Below are 19,726 nucleotides of genomic sequence, written 5' to 3' on the forward strand. Positions count from 1 at the left end.
GCGGAGGCGGGTCAGAGCCGGTTGCCCGGCGCCTCGTGAGGCACCGGCCACACCTCCACCGCGCCGACCGACGCGAACGGCACCTCGGCGGCGATCTCCAGGGCCCGGCGCTCGTCCGGCACGTCCAGCAGGTACCAGCTCGCCAGGTACTCCTTGGTCTCCAGGTAGGGGCCGTCGGTCACGGCGGGCACGCCGCCGCGCACGCGCACGGTCCTCGCCTCCGCCGCGTCGGCGTTCCCGTACGCGAGGAGCAGCTCGCCCGTCTCGGCGTACTTGCGGTTGAACGCGTCCTGCTGCTCGATGGCCCGCTCGGCCTCCTCGGCCGGGAACGACTCCCACGTCTCGGCGTTGCCGTAGATCATGACCATGTACTTCACGATGTGTCCTCCTCGTCTCTCACCGGTCGGTCGGAGCCGGGACGGCCTCCTCGACATCCCTCCGGAGATTTTTCTGCACGTACTCAGGCGTTCATGGCCCGGTTAAGGTGAGGCAGTGTGATCTCGAGGTGTTCTCTCCCCGTTCGTGGCTCGCCACGGCGATCACCGGCGCCTTAATCAGCACCGTCGTCGCCGTCCCCGCCACAGCAGCATCCACCCTCACCCCCGCCAAGGTCACCGACCCCGTCGCCCACGTCGACCCGACGGCTCCTGGCCGACCGGCGGCGACGGCTTCCGCACCGTGACGGCCCCGCAGGCCGCTCCGGACGCGATCTACGTCCAGGACGTCAAGGTCAACGGCAGGGCGTACGCGAAGTCGTGGCTGCCCGAGTCGCTGCTGAACCGCGGCGGCGAGGTCGTCGTCAACGTCGGCACCACCGCGAACCGGCAGTGGGCCACCGCCGAAGCCGACCTGCCCGTGGACCACGTGCCCGCCGCGCAGACCCCGATCCCGAACCTGCCCGCCGCGTGCGAGCCCGCGGGAGCCGCCTGCGCCCAGCGGCTCCAGTACGACGTGGACGGCGTGGCCACCGCCGACGCCAAGGCCCAGGGCAACCTGGACGGCAAGGGCTGGAGCTTTCCCGCGGAACAGCTCCCCGCCCCCGGCCCGTACGAGACCTACGTGATCCCCGGCACCAGGGGCACGGCGGGCAACTTCCACAGCCTGCGCGGCCAGCGCACGTACCTCACGCCGGGCCGCTACCAGGCGCTCGACCTGCTGGTCACGGCCGTCAACGGCGACCAGCAGATCGAGCTCACGATCACCTACGCGGACGGCACGACCTCCACGGCCCCGCTCAAGGTGACCGACTGGGCGGCGGCGTCACCGCACTTCGGTGAGGAGGCGGCGCTCACGGCCGGCACCCGCTACAACGTCAACGGCACCGCCGACGGCCGCAAGGTGAGCATCTGGCGCGTCTCGGTGCCGACCGACCCGGCCCGCGAGGCGGTCTCGTTCACCAGCCCGCCGTCCCCAACGTGAAAATCTTCGCCCTCAGCACGAAGGCGTAGAAAACCTGATGCGGCGCCGACGCCGGTTGAGCTAGCGTCGGCGCCCATGGCTCTCCCCCGCCCTCCCTTCGTCGCCGATGAACGCACGCAACTGCTCGGCTGGCTCGACCTGCAACGCTCGATCGTGCGATGGAAGTGCGAGGGCCTGTCGGAGGAGGACGCCCACCGCTCGGTGCTGCCCGACTCGCCGCTCATGACGCCCGCGGGCCTGATCTCGCATCTGCGCTGGACCGAGCACACCTGGTTCGAGGTGCTGTTCCTCGGCGGCGACTCGGCCGTCAACCCCGCTTTCGACGAGTCGGTCGAGGATGCCGACATGCGCGTGGCAGGCGTCCCCCTGGCCCGTCTCCTCGACGAGTACGAGCGCCAGTGCCAGACCTCCAACGAGATCGTCGCCGCCCACTCCTTCGACGACGTGGGCAAGCACCCCGACTTCCGCTCGGCGCATGCCACGCTGCGCTGGATGCTCATCCACATGGTCGAGGAGACCGCCAGGCACGCCGGCCACCTCGACACGATCAGGGAGCTGCTGGACGGCACCAAGGGCTACTACTGATCACAGCCCGAGCATCTGGGCGGGCTCGGCGAGGATCTGCTGGATGATCAGGCCGGCCGCGCCCAGCACGGCCGCGTCGCCGCCCGTCCCCGAGACCACCAGCGCCGGCGGCGTCCCCCGCATCTGCCCCAGCCGCGCCCGCAGCCCCTCCGACACCGGCCCCTCCAGCCACCGGAACAGCGGCGCGAAGATGCCGCCGAGCACGATCCTGCCCGGGTCCAGCAGGTGCACGGCCGAGGTGAGCGCCACGCCCAGCGCCCTCCCGGCCCGCTCGCACGCCTTCAGGGCCTCCGCGTCGCCGGACTCCAGCCGCGCCACCAGGTCGCCGACCGAGGCCAGCTCGCCGAGCAGCGCGTCCTGCCCGGCGTAGACCTCCAGGCACCCCCGCCCGCCGCACCGGCAGACCGGCCCGTCCGGCACGACCACCACGTGCCCCAGCTCGCCCGCCAGCCCGAACGTGCCCCTGAACACCGCCCCCTCGACCACCAGGCCGGCGCCGATGCCGATCTCGCCGGACACGTAGAGGAAGTCCGGCTCGCGCGCGCCGAACCACAGCTCCCCGAGCGCCGCGAGGTTCGCCTCGTTGTCGATCTCGAAGGGCAGCTCCACCAGGTCAGCCACCCGCACGTCCCGCCATCCGAGGTGCGGCGCGCTCCGCAGCACCCCGCCCTCGACCGTGCCCGGTACGGCCAGGGCCGCCCCGATCAGCCGCAGCCCGCCGGCCTCGGCCTCCGCCGTGACGTCCTTCACCAGGTCACGCAGCTCCTCCAGGATCCGTCCCGGATCGGAGTTGCGGTTGTCGGCACGCCGCACCCGCCGCAGCCGCACGGTACGCGTGAGGTCCACCACGCACGCCGCCAGGTAGTCGATGTTGATCTCCAGCCCCAGCGCGGCCACCCGGTGCCCGCTCAGGCTGACCGCCACGCCGGGCCGCCCCCGCTCGCCGCCCCGCACGGTGCCGCTCTCGGTTACCACGCCCGCCTCCAGCAGGTCCGCGACCAGGCTGGATACGGTGGTCTTGGTGAGCCCGGTCCTCTCCGCCAGAGCCGCGCGGGTGTGCGGTCCTGACCGGTGGATGGTCGCCAGGACTACGGCCAGGTTACGGGCGCGCATGGAATCATGCCGGACCCCCCTTGACGACACCATGCCCACCTCCTCAGGATTAATACAGATTATGGACTAAAGCCCGCGAAGGATGGAAATGACCGCTTTCACGCCGACCCCTGACGACCGCTTCGCCTTCGGCCTCTGGACCGTGGGCTGGCAGGCCCGCGACCCGTTCGGCGACGCCTCCCGCCCCGCGCTCGACCCGGTGGAGACCGTGCACCGCCTGGCCGAGCTGGGCGCCCACGGCGTCAGCTTCCACGACGACGACCTGCTCGCCGTCGAGCCCGACCGGGACAAGGCCATCGCCGCCTTCAGGAAGGCCCTGGACGAGACCGGCATGAAGGTCCCCGCGGCCACCACGAACCTGTTCACCCACCCGGTGTTCAAGGACGGCGCCTTCACCAGCAACGACCGCGACGTACGCCGGTACGCCCTGCGCAAGGTCATGCGCAACCTCGACCTGGCCGCCTCGCTCGGCGCGAAGACGTACGTGTGCTGGGGCGGGCGCGAGGGCGCCGAGTCCGACGCCGCCAAGGACGTCAAGGCCGCGATGTCGCGCTACAAGGAGGCGCTGGACGTCATCTGCCAGTACGTCATCGACAAGGGCTACGACATCCGCTTCGCCATCGAGCCCAAGCCGAACGAGCCCCGCGGCGACATCCTCCTGCCCACGATCGGCCACGCCCTGGCCCTGATCAACGAGCTGGAGCACCCCGAGATGGTGGGCGTCAACCCGGAGGTCGGCCACGAGCAGATGGCCGGGCTCAACTTCGTCCACGGCATCGCCCAGGCCCTCTGGCACGGCAAGCTCTTCCACATCGACCTCAACGGCCAGCACGGCCCCAAGTACGACCAGGACCTGATCTTCGGCCACGGCGACCTGAAGAGCGCGTTCTTCCTGGTGGACCTGCTGGAGACGCACGGCTACGACGGCCCGCTGGTCTTCGACTACAAGCCGCTGCGCACCGACGACCCCCAGGACGTGTGGGACTCGGCCGCGGCGAACATGCGCACGTACCTGATCCTCAAGGAGAAGTCGCGCGTCTTCCGCGCCGACCCCGAGGTGCAGGAGGCCCTGCGCAACTCCCGCGTGGACGAGCTGGCCCGGCCCACGCTGGCCGCCGGCGAGACCTGGCAGGACCTGGCCAAGGACGACTTCGACGTCGAGGCGGCCGCCGCCCGCGGCTTCCACTTCACCCGGCTCAACCAGCTCGCGCTCGAGCACCTCATGGGGGTACGCGGATGACCCGACCGATCAGTGTCCAGCTCTACACCGTCAGAGACGAGTTGGCCGCCGACCGCGACTCCGTGCTGAGACGGATCGCGGAGATCGGATACCGGGCCGTCGAGCCCTACGACCCCACGGCCGACCCGGAGGGCTTCCGCCGGGTCGCCGACGACCTCGGGCTCACCGTGTCGGGCACGCACGCGTACGCGCTGCTCAGCCAGGAGCCCTCGAAGGTCTTCGACGCGATCGCCACGGTCGGGACCGACAAGGTGATCATCCCGGGCGGCATCGCCGAGGAGGAGTTCACCACCCGCGACGGCCTCGCGCGCACGGCCGACCTGCTCAACACCCTGGGCGAGCAGGCCGCCGCGTACGGGATGCGGATCGGCTACCACAACCACTGGTGGGAGATCGAGCCGCGGGTGGACGGCAGGCACGCCATCGAGGTGCTGGCAGACCTGCTCGCCCCGCAGGTGTTCCTGGAGATCGACACCTACTGGGCTGCCGTGGGCGGCGCCGACGTGCCCGCCCTGCTCGGCCGCCTGTCGGAGCGGATCGACGCGCTGCACGTCAAGGACGGCCCGGGGGTCAAGGGCGAGCCGCACGTCGCGGTGGGCGCGGGCGTGATGCCCGTGCCCGCGATCCTCGCCGCCGCCCCCGGCGCGTGGCGCATCGTCGAGCTCGACGAGTGCGCGACCGACATCTTCGCCGCCCTCGCGGACAGCCACGCCTACCTCACCTCCTTGGAGGGCTCTTGAGCAACGGCCCGGTCGGCGTCGCCATCGTCGGCGCCGGAGTCATCAGCGGCCAATACCTCCGCAACCTCAACTCCTTCCCCGACGTGCGCGTGGTCGCCGTCGCGGACCTCGACACCGACCGGGCCGCCACCGTGGCCAGGGAGCACGACGTACGCGTGTCCGGCACCCTCGGCGCCGTGCTCTCCCTGGCGGAGGTCGAGCTCGTCGTCAACCTCACCATCCCGGCCGCGCACGCGGCCGTCGCGCTGGAGTCGCTGCGCGCCGGCAAGCACGTGTACGGGGAGAAGCCCCTGGCCATGAACCTGGACGAGGCCGCGAAGGTCATGTCCGAGGCCGAGAGCCGGGGGCTGCGGGTGGGCGGCGCCCCCGACACCTTCCTCGGCGCCGGGCTGCAGTCCGCCGTTCACGCCCTGCGGACGGGCTCGATCGGCGAGCCGGTCGCCGTCGCGGCCGCCACGCAGAGCCTGGGCCCGGAGTCCTGGCACCCCAGCCCGGAGTTCCTGTACGCGCTCGGCGGCGGCCCGCTGTTCGACCTGGGCCCCTACTACCTGACCGCCCTGGTGTCCCTGCTCGGCCCGGTCGCCCGCGTGGCGGCCGGCACGCGCAGGGCCCGCGACCAGCGGGTCATCGGCTCCGGGCCGAAGGCGGGCACCCTGTTCCCGGTGGAGGTGCCCACCCACGTCAACGCCCTGCTGGACTTCCCCGGCTCGGCCACGGCGTCGGCCACCTTCAGCTTCGACTCGGCCGTGAACCGCCGGATGATCGAGATCATCGGCACCGAGGGCGCGCTGTCGCTGCCGGACCCCAACACGTTCGACGGCCCGCTGCTCGCCCGCGGCCCCGGCGACGCCGACTGGCGGGAGCTGCCGCTGGCGGGCACCACGGCGGGGCGCGGCATCGGCGTGCTGGACATGGCCAGGTCGATCCGCGCGGGCACGCCGCACCGCGCGTCGGGCGAGCTGGCCTACCACGTGCTGGAGCTGATGTCGGCGATCAGCGAGTCGGGCGAGCGGTCGGAGTTCAGGCCCATCGCCTCCACGGCGGCGGCGCCGGAGCCGCTGCCCGCGGGCTGGGACCCGTACGCCGCCACGCTGTCCTGACGCCGTGGGCGGCGGGCCTCCGCCGCCCACCGCGAAGCCCTACGCGAAGTCAAAGGAGTCACCACCCGCCGGGCGGGGCACTGTTACGGTGAGTAATCGTCTCGTAACAGCACTCCAAAGGGGATCCCATGCGCGTCCTGATCCAGCTCCGCCCGGCCCCCGACGTCGTCGCGTCGGTGATCGACCCCGGCGTCCGCAGCGCGGTCTCCGACGTCGTCGCCGAGCTGCCCGGAGTCCTCCTCGACCGGGCGTTCACCCCCGTGGCCGTGCCCAGGCCGGTCTCCGCCCACGGCACCCCGCTCTCCCTGCACCACGGGGTGCGGTTCTCGATGGCGCCGGAGGACGCCTCCGTGCTCGTCCGCGGCGAGATCTCCGACGCCGAGCTCGGCACCCGCACGTCACTGCTGTCCTCCTCGGTACGCGAGGTGGCGGGCGTGTTCGCCGACCCCGCCATCCATTCGCACCCGACCTGCGGCGACAGCGGCCCCGTCGGCGACTGGGAGGAGGTCAGGCGGCTGCTGCACGCCTACGACCTGTGGTCCGCGGGCCACGACGGCGAGGGCGTGGCCATCGCCGTCGTCGACACCGGCATCAACGCCGACCACGTCGCCGCCCGCCTCGGCCACGACGTGACCATCGACGCCGACCGGAGCTGGAGCCCGCCCGGTGTCGGCAAGTCCCCCGGCCGGTACCCCGTGGGTCACGGCTCCATGTGCGCCTTCGACACGCTGATCGCCGCGCCCAAGGCGACCCTGCTCGACCTCCCGGTCCTGCTCAGCCGCAAGCCGGGCCCGACCGCCGACGGCCTGCTGTCGGACGCGGTGGCCGCCTACTCCCACCTGAACACCGTGCTGCAGGCCATGCCCGCCGACTCAAGGTCCCTGGTGGTCTCCAACAGCTGGGGGCTGTTCTCGCCCGACATGGACTTCCCGCCCGGCCATCCGGGCAACTACTCCGACAACCCGGCGCACCCGTTCAACGTGATCGTCGGCAGCCTGGAGGAGGCGGGCGCCGACATCCTGTTCTCGGCGGGCAACTGCGGGCGCGAGTGCCCCGACGGGCGGTGCGGCTTCCCCGACCGGTCGATCGCGGGCGCCAACTCCCACCCGCGCGTGCTGTCCGTCGGCGGCGTGGACACGCGGGGCGAGCGCGTCGGCTACTCCTCGCAGGGGCCGGGGCGGCTGTCGGAGCGCAAGCCCGACCTGTGCGCGTACACGCACTTCGCCGGCTCCGAGGCGGTCGGCGCCGCCGACACCGGCACGTCCGCCGCCTGCCCCGTGGCCGCCGGCGTGGTGGCCGCCGTGCGCACGCACCGCTCCGCTGCCGAGCTGTCGCCCGCGCAGCTGCGTACGCTGCTGCACCGCACCGCCGACGACCGCAGCACGGTCGGCTTCGACCACGACTACGGCTACGGCGTCATCGACCCGGCCGCCGTCCTGGCCGCGCTGGGCAGGCAGAACCGCACCCGAGCCGCCTGACATGGCCATGGTCCAGGTGCGGCTGCCGCCGGAGGCCACCCTCGCCGACGCGTTGCGCCTGCTCCGCCTGTCCGACGAGGACGCCGACGCCGGCTACGGCCTGGTGGCGGTCGTGCCGGGGCTGCGGGTGCTGCGCGTCAGTGAGGAGGCGGCCCGCCGGCTGGTCGGCGACCTCGCGGCCGGGCGGGTCCCGGCCGAGCTCGTGGACGTCTTCTCCGACCCGCGCGTCGAGCCGCAGGAGCCCGGTGACGGGTAGCGCGTTCGCCTGAATCGAGCGGACCCGCAAGAATGGCGCGATGGCTGACAGTGCCGAGACCGACTGGGTCTCCAGGTTCGCGGACGAGGTGATCTCCGAGGCGGAGCGACGTGCCCCGGGCAAAACGATCGTCTGCGCCTCAGGGCTGAGCCCGTCGGGCCCGATCCACCTGGGCAACCTGCGCGAGGTGATGACGCCGCACCTGGTCGCCGACGAGATCAGGCGGCGCGGCCTGGAGTGCAGGCACCTGCTGTCGTGGGACGACTACGACCGCTTCCGCAGGGTGCCCGCGGGCATCGACCCGTCGTGGGCCGAGCACATCGGCAAGCCACTGACCTCGGTGCCCGCCCCGCCCGGCAGCACGTACGCCAACTGGGCCGAGCACTTCAAGGCCCCGCTGGTCACCGCGCTGGCGGAGCTGGGCGTGGAGTACGACCCGATCAGCCAGACCGAGCAGTACACCTCGGGCGTCTACCGCGAGCAGATCCTGACGGCCGTGCGCGCGCGGGCCGGCATCGACGCCGTGCTGTCGCGTTACCGGCTCAAGCAGGCGGCGGAGAGCGAGCAGGCCGCCGACGACTACTTCCCGTACAAGCCGTACTGCGACCTGTGCGAGCGCGACCTGACCACGGTCACCGCCTACGACGACGAGACGACCGAGCTGGCCTACACCTGCGAGTGCGGCTTCGGCGAGACCGTCCGGCTGGCCGAGCACGACCGCGGCAAGCTGGTGTGGAAGGTCGACTGGCCGATGCGCTGGGCGTACGAGGGCGTGATCTTCGAGCCGTCCGGGGTCGATCACCACTCTCCCGGTTCGGCGTGGATCGTGGGCGGCCAGCTCGTGGGCGAGGTGTTCGGCGGGCAGCAGCCGATCGGCCCCATGTACGCGTTCGTCGGCATCACCGGCATGGCCAAGATGAGCAGCTCCAAGGGCGGCGTGCCGATCCCGGCCGACGCGCTGGAGATCATGGAGGCGCCGCTGCTGCGCTGGTTGTACGCCCGCCGCAAGCCGGCCCAGTCCTTCAAGATCGCCTTCGACCAGGAGATCCAGCGGCTCTACGACGAGTGGGACTCCCTGGGCCGCAAGGTCGCCGCCGGGCAGGCCCAGCCCGCCGAGCTGGCCGCCTACAACCGCGCGGTGAGCACGGCCGCCGGCCCGCTGCCCGCCACGCCGCACCCGGTCGCCTACCGCACGCTGGCCTCCGTGGTGGACATCACGACCGGCCACGCCGAGCAGACCCTGCGCATCCTGCGCGACCTCGACGGTGTCGAGGCACTCGACGAGGTCGCCCCCCGCCTCGGGCGGGCGCAGCGCTGGGTGGAGCTCCACCTGCCCGCCGACCAGCGCACCCGCGTGCGGGAGTCGCCCGACCAGGAGCTGCTCGACTCGCTCGGGCAGGAGGAGCACGAGGCGCTGCGGCTGCTGGCCGACGGCCTCGACGACTGGACTCTGGAGGGGCTGACCGCGCTCGTGTACGGCGTGCCCAAGCTTCAGGCCGGGCTGCCGGTGGACGCCAAGCCCACGCCCGAGATGAAGACGGCGCAGCGGGCCTTCTTCACCCTGCTCTACCGCCTGCTCGTCGGCTCCGACACCGGCCCGAGGCTGCCCACGCTGCTGATGGCCGTGGGCGCCGAGCGGGTGCGCAAGCTGGTGGGCGCTTGAAGGGGGTCGTGCTGATCACGGGCATCTCGGCGTCGGGGAAGTCCACCGTGGCCCAGGCCCTGGCCGAGCGGCTGCCCCGCTCGGCCCACGTGCGGGGCGACGCGTTCCGGCGCATGGTGGTCAACGGGCGCGCCGACATGACCCCGGAATTGACCGGCGAGGCGGTGCGGCAACTCCATCTTCGTTACCGAATCGCAGCCAAAACAGCGGATATGTATTTCGACGCCGGATTCACGCCAATAGTTCAAGATGTCATTCTCGGTGCGGATTTGGAGCGGTTCACGAAGCTGGTCGTTACCCGGCCCCTGCACGTGATCGTTCTGGCCCCCGACCCCGCCGAGGTGGCACGCCGCGAGGCCGCCCGCGCCAAGACCGGTTACGCGGGCGGCTGGACGATTGCCCAGCTCGACGCGTCGCTACGGCGCGAGACGGCACGCCTCGGCCTCTGGCTGGACACCTCCCGCCAGAGCGTCGGAGAAACCGTGAACGAGATCATCTCCCGGTCCGGGGAGGCCCAAATCACCTGAGATTTCGCCATACGCATGATCTATGCAAGGAGCTGTTAAGCGGCTTGCATGCGTCACGGAGAACCTTGGTGACATGAACAAGCAGCCTTTCGCCGCCAGCGTCAGTGTCATCGTCCCCGCGATGAACGAGGCCGAGAACCTTCCCCACGTCTTCGCAACGCTGCCCGAGTGGATCGACGAGGTCATCCTCGTGGACGGCAACTCGACCGACGACACGATCGCCGTCGCGCGAAGGCTGCGCCCCGACCTCCGGGTCGTCGTGCAGAGCCGGCGCGGCAAGGGCAACGCCCTCATCGAGGGCTTCCAGGCCGCCCGGGGCGACATCATCGTCATGATCGACGCCGACGGCTCCACCGACGGCCGCGAGATCCGTTCCTTCGTCGCCACGCTGGTGAACGGCGCCGACTTCGCCAAGGGCTCCAGGTACGCCCCTGGTGGCGGCTCGGACGACCTCAGTCCGATCCGCTCGCTCGGCAACAAGGTCCTGACCGGGCTCACCAACTTCCTCTACGGCACCCGCTACACCGACCTCTGCTACGGCTACAACGCCTTCTGGGCCCGCCACCTCGACGCCCTCGACCTCGACTGCGACGGCTTCGAGATCGAGACCCTGATGAACGTCCGCGCCGCCCAGGCCGGCCTCGTCATCCGCGAGGTCCCCAGCCACGAGCGCTCCCGCATCCACGGCGTCAGCAACCTGAACGCGGTGCGCGACGGCTGGCGGGTGCTCAGGACGATCTGGCGCGAGCGCTCGCGCGGCGCCGCCGTGACCACCGCGCAGGCCCAAGTGGCACTCGCCAAGTAGGGAGTGACATCCTCGAACAATGCGCTACATAGTGATCGGAGCAGGAGCAGTCGGGGGAACCATCGGGGCCCGCCTGTTTCAGGGCGGGCACGAGGTTCTCCTCATCGCGAGAGGAGCCCACTACGAGGCTCTCAAGCGTGACGGCCTGCGACTGATCACCCCCGAATCCTCCGAGACCCTGGACATCCCCGCCGCCGACGGCCCCGTGCCCACGCGCGATGACGACGTGCTCATCCTGGCGACCAAGTCGCAGGACACGATCGCCGCGCTGGACCCCTGGCCGGCCGACCTGCCCGTGGTGTGCGCCCAGAACGGCGTGGCCAACGAGCGCATGGTCCTGCGGCGGTTCGAGCACGTCTACGGCATGTGCGTGTGGTTGCCCGCACAGATCCCCCAGCCCGGCGTCATCGCCGCCCACGCCCACCCCTACTCCGGCATGCTGCACGTCGGCCGCTATCCACAGGCTGTGGACGACGGGCTCGCGGCACGCATCGCCGACGACCTGAGCAAGCGCGGCCTCGTCGGCCGGGCCGTTCCGGACGTGATGCGCTGGAAGTACGCCAAGCTCCTCGGCAACCTGGGCAACGCCGCCGAGGCGCTCCTCGGCCACGTGCCCGGCCTGCCCGAGGTGGTCGAGCGCGCCAGGGCCGAGGCCAGGGCCGTGCTGGAGCACGCCGGCATCGCGTACGCCACCCCCGAGGAGGAGGCCGAGGTACGCGGGCACAAGGTCGACGCGCGCCCCATCGAGGGCGTGGACCGCGGCGGCGGCTCGTCGTGGCAGAGCCTGGCCAGGGGCGCGGGCTCGATCGAGGCCGACTACCTCAACGGCGAGATCGTCCTGATGGGCCGCGAGCACGGGCTGCCCACGCCGGTCAACGAGACACTGCGGCGCGAGGCCAACAGGGCCGCCCGCGAGAAGCTGCCGCCGGGCTCGATGCCGCTGGAGACCCTCCAGGCCCTCATCGCCGCGCGTTCCGCAGCCTGATCCCGCTGAACTCCAGGCTGCTGGCCGTCACCTCGTTCCAGAACGGCCACAGGTTGTCGAGCACCCTGAGCTGGATCCCCGCCTGCTCGTGCAGCTCGAACAGGTCGCCCACCGGCTCGGGCGGCCCCAGCGGCACCACGGGCGTCGTGGAGACCACGGCGTGCGGCGGCTCGCCGATCGGCGCGAACCCGGCGGCCGGCAGGCGGTAGGCGAACAGGCGCACCTCCATCAACGCCTTCAGCCAGCAGTACTCGATGGCGTGCACCCGCTCGCCGCAGCCCGCGCCGATGATCCGGGCCGTGTCCTCCTTGGTGGTACGCGGCCCGACCCACGCCATCGCGCGCGGGCACGCTCTGGGGAACCAGTAGTCGGGGCAGCGCTCGTAGCCGACCGCCCACACGTACGGCTCGCTCCGTACGCTCGTCACCGCCACGTGCGGCACGAAGCGCTCGATCGTCGGGTCTTCGGAGAAGTGCAGGACCTGGCCCGGCTCGGGTCTCATGAACGCCATCATCGCGCATACCCCGCCGATCTACGGGCAGGAGAAACGCCTCTTTCGACAAGGGGTGAGTTGGATGATCATACTGGGAGTACTCCTGATCCTGCTCGCCGGCGCTGGTATCGCTCTGGTGCTCACCGAGGAGAGCGCCAGGTACATCCTGTTCGGCTACACCTTCGAGCCCAACCACGTGGAGATGTTCCTCGCGGGGGCGGCCGCCTCGGCCGTACTCCTGCTGGGCGTCTGGTTGCTGGGCTCGGGTTCGCGCAGGACCGCCAGGCAACGCCGCCGGCTGCGCAGCGCCAGGGCCGAGGCCTCGGACCGGGTGGCCCGGTTGGAGGACGAGAAGCGGGACCTGGAGCGGAAGCTGGAACGCGAGCACACGAACGGGCCCGCGCACGGCGACCACTCCGGTGACCGTCTCGTCGCCGGCAGCGACGAGCGCCGCTAGACCGCGTTCGCGCTCTGGCGCTGGGGCATCAGCTTGCCCTCGCGCCAGAGCGCGAATCCGGTGATCACCGCTCCCAGCCCCTCCCAGAGCCCGACGCCGAAGAACTTGCCCGGCGCCGCACCCGTCAGCACCAGCGTGGTGAACACCGCGAACGTGACGAGCCTGAAAGGCACGGTCCAGCGGAAGAACGGGGTGTAGTCGTGCGAGGCGGCGAACAGGTAGTAGACGCCCATGTTCACGGCCGCCATCGAGCTGGCGGCCATGTAGACCAGCGTGTAGTCGCCGGCGGGACGCACGTCGAGCACCTCGAATCCCAGCATGGCCAGCAGCGTGTCGGGCGAGATCAGCCCGAGCAGGCCCAGCGCGAAGGCGAGGAAGCCGAAGACCGCGATGGTCCAGCCGGAGAAAGAACGCGGAAGACGCACAGAAATCCTTCCAAAGGGGGGTGTACTCTGCGAGGCGATCTCATCATGCACCCGGAGGTCGCATGTCCCCCACGCGTGGCCGCCCCATCGCGCTGAAACTTCTCATCCTCCTGCTGGTCCCGCTGCTCTCCCTGGTGGGCCTGTGGGCGTTCGCGGCCGGGCTGACCGGCGGCGCCGGCATGCGCCTGCTCGCGATCAACGACCTGGCGACCAACTTGGCGCAACCGTCGGAGACCGTCAACATCGAGCTGCAGAACGAGCGGCTGGCCTCCGTGGAGTTCATGGTGACCGGGCAGGGCGCGGACGACCTGGCCGCGCAGCGCGGCAGGACCGACCGGGCGGTGAAGACCCTGCGCACGCTGACAGGGAACCTGCGCGACCTGACACCTGAGATGAGCACCCAGCTCAACGCGCTGAACGTCAAGCTCGACCAGCTCTCCGACGTGCGCAAGGAGGTGGACGGCACGCTCGTCGCCCCGCTCGACGTCATCGACGGCTACAGCCAGATCGTGGACGCCTCATTCCGCATGTACGACTCCATGGTCCTGGTCCCCGACATGGCCCTCTACCAGCAGGCCCGCGCGGTGACCATGCTCGGCGAGGCCAAGGAGGTGCTCTCCAGGGAGCGGGCGGTGATCGCGATCGTGCTGGCCAGGGGCCGGGTCGAGCCGCGCGAGCGCGAGTCGTTCACGGGGATGGTGGCGACCAGGCGGCTGCTGTTCTCCCAGGCGCTGTCACACCTGGACGGCGACCTGCGCGGGCCGTACGGGAAGCTCGCCGACGCGCCGGTCTACCAGGAGTTCCTGCGGGCCGAGGACGCCATCAGGGGGCAGGCGGCCGTCAACGGGCTGCCCGCGGGCGCGGCCACCTGGCCCATCGACGCCCAGAACCTGTGGGTAGCCGTCGAGCGCAACCAGGCCAAGGCCACCCAGGGCATCGTGAGCCGGGTGACGCCGACCGCCATCGGCATGCTCGTCAAGATCGGCGTGGCGGGCGGCGTGGGCCTCATCGCCGTCGTCGCCTCGATCCTGCTGTCGCTGCGCTTCCGCAAGCGCCTGGTCCGCGAGCTGGCCGCGCTGCGTGACGCGGCCACGGAGCTGGCCGAGGTGCGGCTGGCCGGGCTGGTCAAGCGGCTGCGCACCAACACCGAGCCGCCGACGTCGGCCGAGGTGGCGCCGCTGGAGGTCAAGGCGCACACCTCCGAGGTGGCCGACATCGTACGCGCCTTCAACGACGTGCAGTCCACGGCCGTCGAGGCCGCCGTCGACCAGGCCAGGCTGCGCCACGGCGTCAGCCAGGTCTTCGTGAACCTGGCCAGGCGCAACCAGTCGCTGCTGCACCGGCAGCTCCTGCAGCTCGACAGCATGGAGCGGGCCACGGAGGCGCCGGAGACGCTGGCGGACCTGTTCAAGCTCGACCACCTGACCACGCGCATGCGCAGGCACGCCGAGAGCCTGATCATCCTGTCGGACCAGGCGCCCGGCCGCGGCTGGCGCAACCCCGTGCCGATCCTCGACGTGCTGCGCGCCGCCGTGGCCGAGGTCGAGGAGTACGAGCGGGTGGAGGTCGTGCAGCCGCCGCCCGTGGCGCTGCTCGGCTCGGCGGTCACCGACGTGGCCCACCTGATGGCCGAGCTGATCGAGAACGCCACCCTCTTCTCGCCGCCGCAGACCAGGGTGGACGTACGCAGCTCCGCCACGCCGCACGGCCTGGTCGTGGAGGTGGAGGACCGCGGCCTCGGCCTGCCGCGCGCCGAGCTGGACGAGCTGAACGACCGGCTGACCGACACCCCCGAGTTCGACCTGGCGCAGAGCGACCGGCTCGGCCTCTTCGTCGTCTCCAGGCTCGCGGCCAGGCACGGCATCAGGGTCGCCCTGGTGCCCTCGCCGTACGGTGGCCTGACCGCGACGGTGGCCCTGCCGGCCGCCCTGCTGGCCGACCAGCCGGCGCTGGCCGGGAGGTAGGGCTCAGGGCAGGACCTGCAGCAGCGCCTGCTTCTTCGCCTTGGCGGGCTCGGCGATCCGCTGGACCTCCTTGCCGGCGCCGTCGAGCACGACCAGCGTGTTGTGCGAGGCGCCGGCGACCCGGACGACCAGCCGCCCGTCCTTGAGGTACAGTGCGCCGAGCAGCTTGCCCTTGACCGCGGGCGCGCGCTTCTTGCCGGTCACCAGGTCGAGCAGGACCGGCTTGAACGCGGCCGGCCAGCTCCCGTCGCCCAGTGTCTCGGGGTTGGCGGGGACCTCCACGACGGCGTTGCGGCCGTTCGGCGACAGGCTCTGCACGTGGGTGATCCACGTGACGCCCTTGGCCCTGACCGCCTTGCCGGTCTTGACGTCGAGCCGGTACAGGGCGTTCGCCTCGCCGGTGTAACCCGCGACGTACCGGCCGTCCGCCGACCAGGCGAGGTGGCACACGCCGGCCGACCTGCCCAGCTTGCGCGGCGCCCCGCTCCCGTCGGCCTTGACGGACATGATCGTGTCGCCGCCCTGGGTGTAGGCCACCCGCGTCGAGTCGGCGGACCAGACCGGCGTCAGGCACGGCGTGGCGCCCTGGAGGCCGCTGACGATCGTGGTGGTCCTGCCGCCGCTCCTGACCTGGAGCCGGCCGCTGGTCGTCACCCAGGCCGCCTTCCTGCCGTCAGGGGAGGCGGCGTACTGGGGCATGGAGCCGGGCTTGGCGATCGTGCTCCACGCGCCGCCCTCGTACCTGCTGAGCTGGTTGTCGGAGGCGCCGGCGTAGACGGCGGCCCCGGACAGCTCGGGCGCGGTGGCCGACGCGGGGAGCGCGGTGGTCAGGAGCACCCCGGCCCCTGCCACGACAAGAATCTTCATGGCACGACATGCTGCCCGAAACTGATCACAGACGCAGGAACGGCTCGCTGAAGTGCGCGGTGGCCAGGATCGCCCGCTCGGCCCTGAGCGCGGCCAGCACCTCGGTCCTGGTGCGGGTGGCCGTCTCCACGTCGTCGTCGTAGGCGTACGGGACGGCCGGGTCGGCGAGCTGCGCCGGGTGCAGGATCAGGTCACCGGTCATGGCCACCTCGCCCACCCTGGCGATCTGGTGGCCAGGGGTGTGGCCGGGGGTGTGGTGCACGTGCACGCCCGGCGCCACCTCGGCGTCGCCCTCGATGACCTGGAGCTGGGCCTTGATCACGGTGACCACGTCGTCGAGCACCGGCCCTCGCGCGGCGTCCAGGTCGGCCCGCTGAACCACGTAGCGGGCGTTGACGAACATCGGGCGGCCATCGGCGACCGCGCCCGAGGCGTGGTCGCTGTGCAGGTGCGTCAGGACGACGGTGCCGATCTCGGCGGGGTCGGCCCCCGCGGCGGCCAGCTCACCGGCCAGCGTGCCGGGAACGGGCGCCCAGCTCGACGCGGGCGAGTCCGTGCCGCCGATGCCGGTGTCGACCAGCGTCAGCCGGTCGGCCGCGTCGCGGATCAGGTAGCAGTGGAAGTGCAGGATCCACGGCTCGTCGGGGAGCCCGGAGCCGGGGAACAGCTCGGCCGGCGGGCGGCGGATGGCCGGTCCCATGGGGCCGACGGCGTCGCAGAGCGGTGTCACCTCGACGCCGGACACGGTTATCGGTTGATGCGGCATCCAGCCAGATTAGGCGGGCCGGATCAGGCGGCGACAGGCTGGGCGGCGGGAACGTACTCGTTCTCGAGGTCGGCGGCGTAGACGGCGCGGCGGCAGTTCGCGCACCGGTACATGATCGGGCCTTCGTCCAGCTCGTGGTGGCACCGCGGGCAGTTGACGGTCTTCATGATGGTGCTCCCCCAAGGAGGTTTCTCTGTTTCGTCCCTATGGAACCCTCACCGAGTTGCAGGGACCCTGCATGCCACTTGACACGATGACGCTGCATCGACGGGGGCTCTGTGCTGCTCGGCACACCGGGGCGCGGTAATTTTCCTCGCTGCACGTTGCCGAGAAGAACATTGTCACGCGGCGGGCCCCGGATTCGCGGGCGAAGCGCCGATTACCGTCCAGGAATAGCCCAAGAGGGCTAGGCGTTGTATGGGTCGGACGGTGTGGTATCTTGCCACCAAGCGTCGAGCTCCAGCTCCGCTTGATCTTCCAAGTCCGGCCCCGGCCCTCCTTCCGCGCAGGGCATGGCCGCCTTTCTTCATCACCTCGCCGGTCCTCGTCCGAGGCTCCGGCGCATCTCCCCCAAAGGGGCTCATCATGTCTGTGCACACCATTCCTGAGCAGCGTGCCGCCGCTCCGGTCCGCCACGTGGCGGGGCTTCTGGACATACGCGACAAGTCCGCGTTCATCCGGGCCGGCCACCTGCCGGGGCCTGGCGACGTACGCCTGACCCCCGAGAAGGTACGCCAGTGGGACCTGCGTCCCGGTGACCACGTCACCGCGTCCTTCGACGGGAACAAGCTGGTCCGGGTCGAGTCGGTCAACGGCGCCACGTCGTGGCGTGACCGGCCCGCGTTCGACCGGCTCACCCCCGTACATCCGACCGAGCGGCTCACCATCGAGACGGAGTCGCTCAGCACGCGCGTCATCGACCTGTTCGCGCCCATCGGCAAGGGGCAGCGCGGCCTCATCGTGGCGCCGCCCAAGGCCGGCAAGACCATGGTCCTCCAGGCGCTGGCCGCCGGGATCGCCCGCAACAACCCCGAAGTGCACCTCATGGTGCTGCTGGTGGGCGAGCGGCCGGAGGAGGTCACCGAGATGCGCGCCACCATCGCGGGCGAGGTCTTCTCCTCGACCTTCGACCACCCCGACCGCGACCACGCCGCGCTCGCCGAGCTGGCCATCGAGCGCGCCAAGCGCCTCGTGGAGTCGGGGCGTGACGTGGTCGTGCTGCTCGACTCGCTGACGCGGCTGGGCCGGGCCTACAACAACCTCACGCCGCCCGGCGGGCGCGTCCTCACGGGCGGCATCGACGCCCGGGCGCTCTACCCGCCCAAGCGCTTCTTCGGCGCCGCGCGCAACGTCGAGGGCGGCGGCTCCCTGACCATCCTCGCCACGGCCCTGGTGGACACGGGGTCGCGGATGGACAACAACCTGTACGAGGAGTTCAAGGGGACGGGGAACATGGAGCTGCACCTCGTCCGCGAGCTGGCGGAACGCCGCCTCTTCCCCGCCGTGGACCTCGACGCCTCGGGCACCAGGCGCGAGGAGATCCTCATGCACTCCGCCGAGCAGCAGGTGGTGTGGCGGCTGCGCCGCATGCTGACGTCGCTGGAGAAGCAGCAGGGCCTCGAGATCCTCGTGGACAAGCTCCGCTCCACCCCCTCCAACGCCGCCTTCCTCCTGGAAGCGGCCAACGCCGCCTGACCGCCGGCCGTGCACCACAATGGGCCCCATGCTGGCTGACATCGTCGATTACCTCATCTGCCCCGTCTGCGGCGCCGATCTGCGCCTGGTGGCGGCGACCCTGCGATGCGCCGGCAACCACAGCTTCGACGTGGCCAAGCAGGGCTATGTGAGCCTCCTCACCGGCTCCGGGCAGCCGGGCACCGCCGACACCACCGAGATGGTGGCCGCCAGGGCGGCCTTCCTCGACCGGGGCCACTACGCCCCGCTGGCGGACGCGGTGGCGCAGGCCGTACGGGCACACCTGGAGAACGTTCCAGGAAAACATGAGTCCTCTACGGAAACCAATGACGGCGCGGAGTTGAGGGCGTACCGTGGGGCTGAAGTGGAGGCCGGTTCCGGCGCGGCGCCTGCGGGCGGCGGGCGGGAGCCGGAAGGCGTCGAGGGCCACCGCGCGGAGGGCAGGACCGCACCGGTGATCGTCGACGCGGGCGCGGGCACCGGGCACTACCTGGCGGCCGTGCTCAACGCGGTGAACGATGGCATCGGGATGGCGTTCGATGTGTCGAAGCACGCTGTACGCCGGGCGGCGCGGGTGCATCCCAGGGCAGGGGCGTTCGTGGCCGACGTGTGGCGCCCGCTTCCGATCAGGAGCGGGGTGGCTGATGTGGTGATCGATGTTTTCGCGCCCAGGAACGGGCCCGAATTCCGGCGCGTTCTGCGGCCGGGAGGCGCGGCGGTGGTCGTCACCCCGGCGCCCGGGCATCTCAGCCCGCTGGTCGAGGAGCTCGGGCTGCTCTCCGTCGACGAGGAGAAGGAGCGCAGGGTGGCCCGGAGCCTGGAGGGGTTCGCCGAGACCGGGCGGCGCTCGATCGAGTTCGAGATGGAGCTGGGGCCCGGCGAGATCGCCCAGGTGGTCGGGATGGGGCCGAGTGCGTGGCATCACCAGGCGAACACGCTCGATGAGCGTATCGCCGCATTTGTCTCCCGAAATGTCGCGAATGGACAGCAAAAAGTAGTAACGCGCGCCGCGTTTCATCTGTCTATCTTCGAGCCGGCACAGCGATCAAGACCTGTTCCTTGACGGACCTGTGCGACTGGTGTTACTGATGGGGCATTTAGTCCGAAATTCCCCCACATTATCGGAGTATTTCCCCGGCACAGGCGCA

The 19,726-nt window shown here is 71.2% G+C and carries 23 protein-coding genes; 16 read left to right on the plus strand and 7 right to left on the minus strand.

The features are described from left to right. Positions 1-11: 11 nt before the first annotated feature. Positions 12-368 (minus strand): YciI family protein, encoded by a 357-nt coding sequence (locus HD593_RS56380; protein ID WP_246549772.1) that lies wholly within the window; start codon positions 366-368, stop codon positions 12-14. A 137-nt stretch (positions 369-505) separates the two neighbouring features. On the opposite strand from HD593_RS56380, the gene HD593_RS56385 reads away from it, so the two are divergent. The 3 genes from HD593_RS56385 to HD593_RS56395 all read left to right on the plus strand — a co-directional run bounded on the left by HD593_RS56385 (position 506) and on the right by HD593_RS56395 (position 2,004). After that, the gene (locus tag HD593_RS56385; protein WP_185111008.1) at positions 506-682 is read left to right on the plus strand and encodes a hypothetical protein; all 177 of its coding nucleotides are present in this window, start codon (positions 506-508) and stop codon (positions 680-682) included. Continuing rightward, positions 679-1,419 carry a hypothetical protein gene (locus HD593_RS56390; protein ID WP_185111009.1) on the plus strand — a complete coding sequence of 247 codons (741 nt, stop codon included), beginning with the start codon at positions 679-681 and terminating at the stop codon, positions 1,417-1,419. The genes HD593_RS56385 and HD593_RS56390 overlap by 4 nt, the downstream gene beginning before the upstream one ends. Positions 1,420-1,494: 75 nt before the next feature. Beyond that, positions 1,495-2,004, plus strand: coding sequence for a DinB family protein (locus tag HD593_RS56395; protein WP_185111010.1), 510 nt, complete (start codon positions 1,495-1,497; stop codon positions 2,002-2,004). On the opposite strand, the gene HD593_RS56400 is transcribed toward HD593_RS56395, so the two are convergent. Beyond that, complete coding sequence (locus tag HD593_RS56400; RefSeq protein WP_246547279.1) at positions 2,005-3,117, minus strand: ROK family transcriptional regulator; 1,113 nt, start codon at positions 3,115-3,117, stop codon at positions 2,005-2,007. It abuts the gene before it with no gap. Between the two features lie 88 nt (positions 3,118-3,205). Between HD593_RS56400 and xylA the strand changes: the two genes are divergently transcribed. The 9 genes from xylA to HD593_RS56445 all read left to right on the plus strand — a co-directional run bounded on the left by xylA (position 3,206) and on the right by HD593_RS56445 (position 11,911). Continuing rightward, positions 3,206-4,357 (plus strand): xylose isomerase, encoded by a 1,152-nt coding sequence (xylA, locus tag HD593_RS56405; RefSeq protein WP_185111013.1) that lies wholly within the window; start codon positions 3,206-3,208, stop codon positions 4,355-4,357. After that, positions 4,354-5,097: a sugar phosphate isomerase/epimerase family protein gene (locus HD593_RS56410; RefSeq protein ID WP_185111015.1), complete on the plus strand. Its 744-nt coding sequence runs from the start codon at positions 4,354-4,356 to the stop codon at positions 5,095-5,097. Before xylA ends, HD593_RS56410 begins: the two co-directional genes overlap by 4 nt. Next, positions 5,094-6,197 (plus strand): Gfo/Idh/MocA family protein, encoded by a 1,104-nt coding sequence (locus tag HD593_RS56415; protein ID WP_185111017.1) that lies wholly within the window; start codon positions 5,094-5,096, stop codon positions 6,195-6,197. Before HD593_RS56410 ends, HD593_RS56415 begins: the two co-directional genes overlap by 4 nt. Positions 6,198-6,325: 128 nt before the next feature. After that, positions 6,326-7,675 carry a S8 family serine peptidase gene (locus HD593_RS56420; protein WP_185111019.1) on the plus strand — a complete coding sequence of 450 codons (1,350 nt, stop codon included), beginning with the start codon at positions 6,326-6,328 and terminating at the stop codon, positions 7,673-7,675. A gap of 1 nt (position 7,676) precedes the next feature. Further along, positions 7,677-7,931, plus strand: coding sequence for a hypothetical protein (locus HD593_RS56425; protein WP_185111020.1), 255 nt, complete (start codon positions 7,677-7,679; stop codon positions 7,929-7,931). A 40-nt stretch (positions 7,932-7,971) separates the two neighbouring features. After that, positions 7,972-9,594 carry a lysine--tRNA ligase gene (lysS, locus tag HD593_RS56430; protein WP_185111022.1) on the plus strand — a complete coding sequence of 541 codons (1,623 nt, stop codon included), beginning with the start codon at positions 7,972-7,974 and terminating at the stop codon, positions 9,592-9,594. After that, positions 9,591-10,121 carry an AAA family ATPase gene (locus tag HD593_RS56435; RefSeq protein ID WP_185111024.1) on the plus strand — a complete coding sequence of 177 codons (531 nt, stop codon included), beginning with the start codon at positions 9,591-9,593 and terminating at the stop codon, positions 10,119-10,121. Before lysS ends, HD593_RS56435 begins: the two co-directional genes overlap by 4 nt. Before the next feature lie 73 nt (positions 10,122-10,194). Next, complete coding sequence (locus HD593_RS56440) at positions 10,195-10,926, plus strand: glycosyltransferase family 2 protein (RefSeq protein WP_185111025.1); 732 nt, start codon at positions 10,195-10,197, stop codon at positions 10,924-10,926. 19 nt (positions 10,927-10,945) lie between these two features. Next, on the plus strand, positions 10,946-11,911 hold the full coding sequence (locus HD593_RS56445) for a ketopantoate reductase family protein (RefSeq protein ID WP_185111027.1): 966 nt from the start codon (positions 10,946-10,948) through the stop codon (positions 11,909-11,911). On the opposite strand, the gene HD593_RS56450 is transcribed toward HD593_RS56445, so the two are convergent. Then, on the minus strand, positions 11,886-12,413 hold the full coding sequence (locus HD593_RS56450; RefSeq protein WP_185111028.1) for a DUF6886 family protein: 528 nt from the start codon (positions 12,411-12,413) through the stop codon (positions 11,886-11,888). The genes HD593_RS56445 and HD593_RS56450 overlap by 26 nt on opposite strands. A gap of 73 nt (positions 12,414-12,486) precedes the next feature. Between HD593_RS56450 and HD593_RS56455 the strand changes: the two genes are divergently transcribed. Beyond that, on the plus strand, positions 12,487-12,861 hold the full coding sequence (locus tag HD593_RS56455; protein WP_185111030.1) for a hypothetical protein: 375 nt from the start codon (positions 12,487-12,489) through the stop codon (positions 12,859-12,861). Here HD593_RS56455 and HD593_RS56460 read toward each other — a convergent pair. Continuing rightward, entirely contained in the window at positions 12,858-13,286 is a 429-nt protein-coding gene (locus HD593_RS56460) for a hypothetical protein (RefSeq protein ID WP_312904393.1), read from the minus strand. The genes HD593_RS56455 and HD593_RS56460 overlap by 4 nt on opposite strands. A gap of 62 nt (positions 13,287-13,348) precedes the next feature. Between HD593_RS56460 and HD593_RS56465 the strand changes: the two genes are divergently transcribed. Further along, entirely contained in the window at positions 13,349-15,250 is a 1,902-nt protein-coding gene (locus HD593_RS56465; protein ID WP_185111032.1) for a sensor histidine kinase, read from the plus strand. Positions 15,251-15,253: 3 nt separating this feature from the next. Here HD593_RS56465 and HD593_RS56470 read toward each other — a convergent pair whose 3' ends face one another. From HD593_RS56470 to HD593_RS56480, 3 genes are read right to left on the minus strand one after another with little or no spacing between them, the layout of a single operon-like run. Next, complete coding sequence (locus tag HD593_RS56470; protein WP_185111034.1) at positions 15,254-16,117, minus strand: TolB family protein; 864 nt, start codon at positions 16,115-16,117, stop codon at positions 15,254-15,256. Positions 16,118-16,142: 25 nt separating this feature from the next. Next, positions 16,143-16,883, minus strand: coding sequence for an MBL fold metallo-hydrolase (locus tag HD593_RS56475; RefSeq protein WP_246547282.1), 741 nt, complete (start codon positions 16,881-16,883; stop codon positions 16,143-16,145). Between the two features lie 23 nt (positions 16,884-16,906). Further along, on the minus strand, positions 16,907-17,050 hold the full coding sequence (locus tag HD593_RS56480; RefSeq protein ID WP_185111036.1) for a hypothetical protein: 144 nt from the start codon (positions 17,048-17,050) through the stop codon (positions 16,907-16,909). Positions 17,051-17,468: 418 nt separating this feature from the next. On the opposite strand from HD593_RS56480, the gene rho reads away from it, so the two are divergent. Both rho and HD593_RS56490 read left to right on the plus strand, forming a co-directional pair. Beyond that, the gene (rho, locus tag HD593_RS56485; RefSeq protein ID WP_185111038.1) at positions 17,469-18,578 is read left to right on the plus strand and encodes a transcription termination factor Rho; all 1,110 of its coding nucleotides are present in this window, start codon (positions 17,469-17,471) and stop codon (positions 18,576-18,578) included. Between the two features lie 28 nt (positions 18,579-18,606). Beyond that, a complete protein-coding gene (locus HD593_RS56490; protein ID WP_185111040.1) occupies positions 18,607-19,641 on the plus strand; it encodes a putative RNA methyltransferase in 1,035 nt (344 codons plus the stop codon). Positions 19,642-19,726 lie beyond the last annotated feature (85 nt).

This window comes from Nonomuraea rubra (assembly GCF_014207985.1).
In the GTDB taxonomy this organism is placed as follows: Bacteria; Actinomycetota; Actinomycetes; order Streptosporangiales; family Streptosporangiaceae; genus Nonomuraea; species Nonomuraea rubra.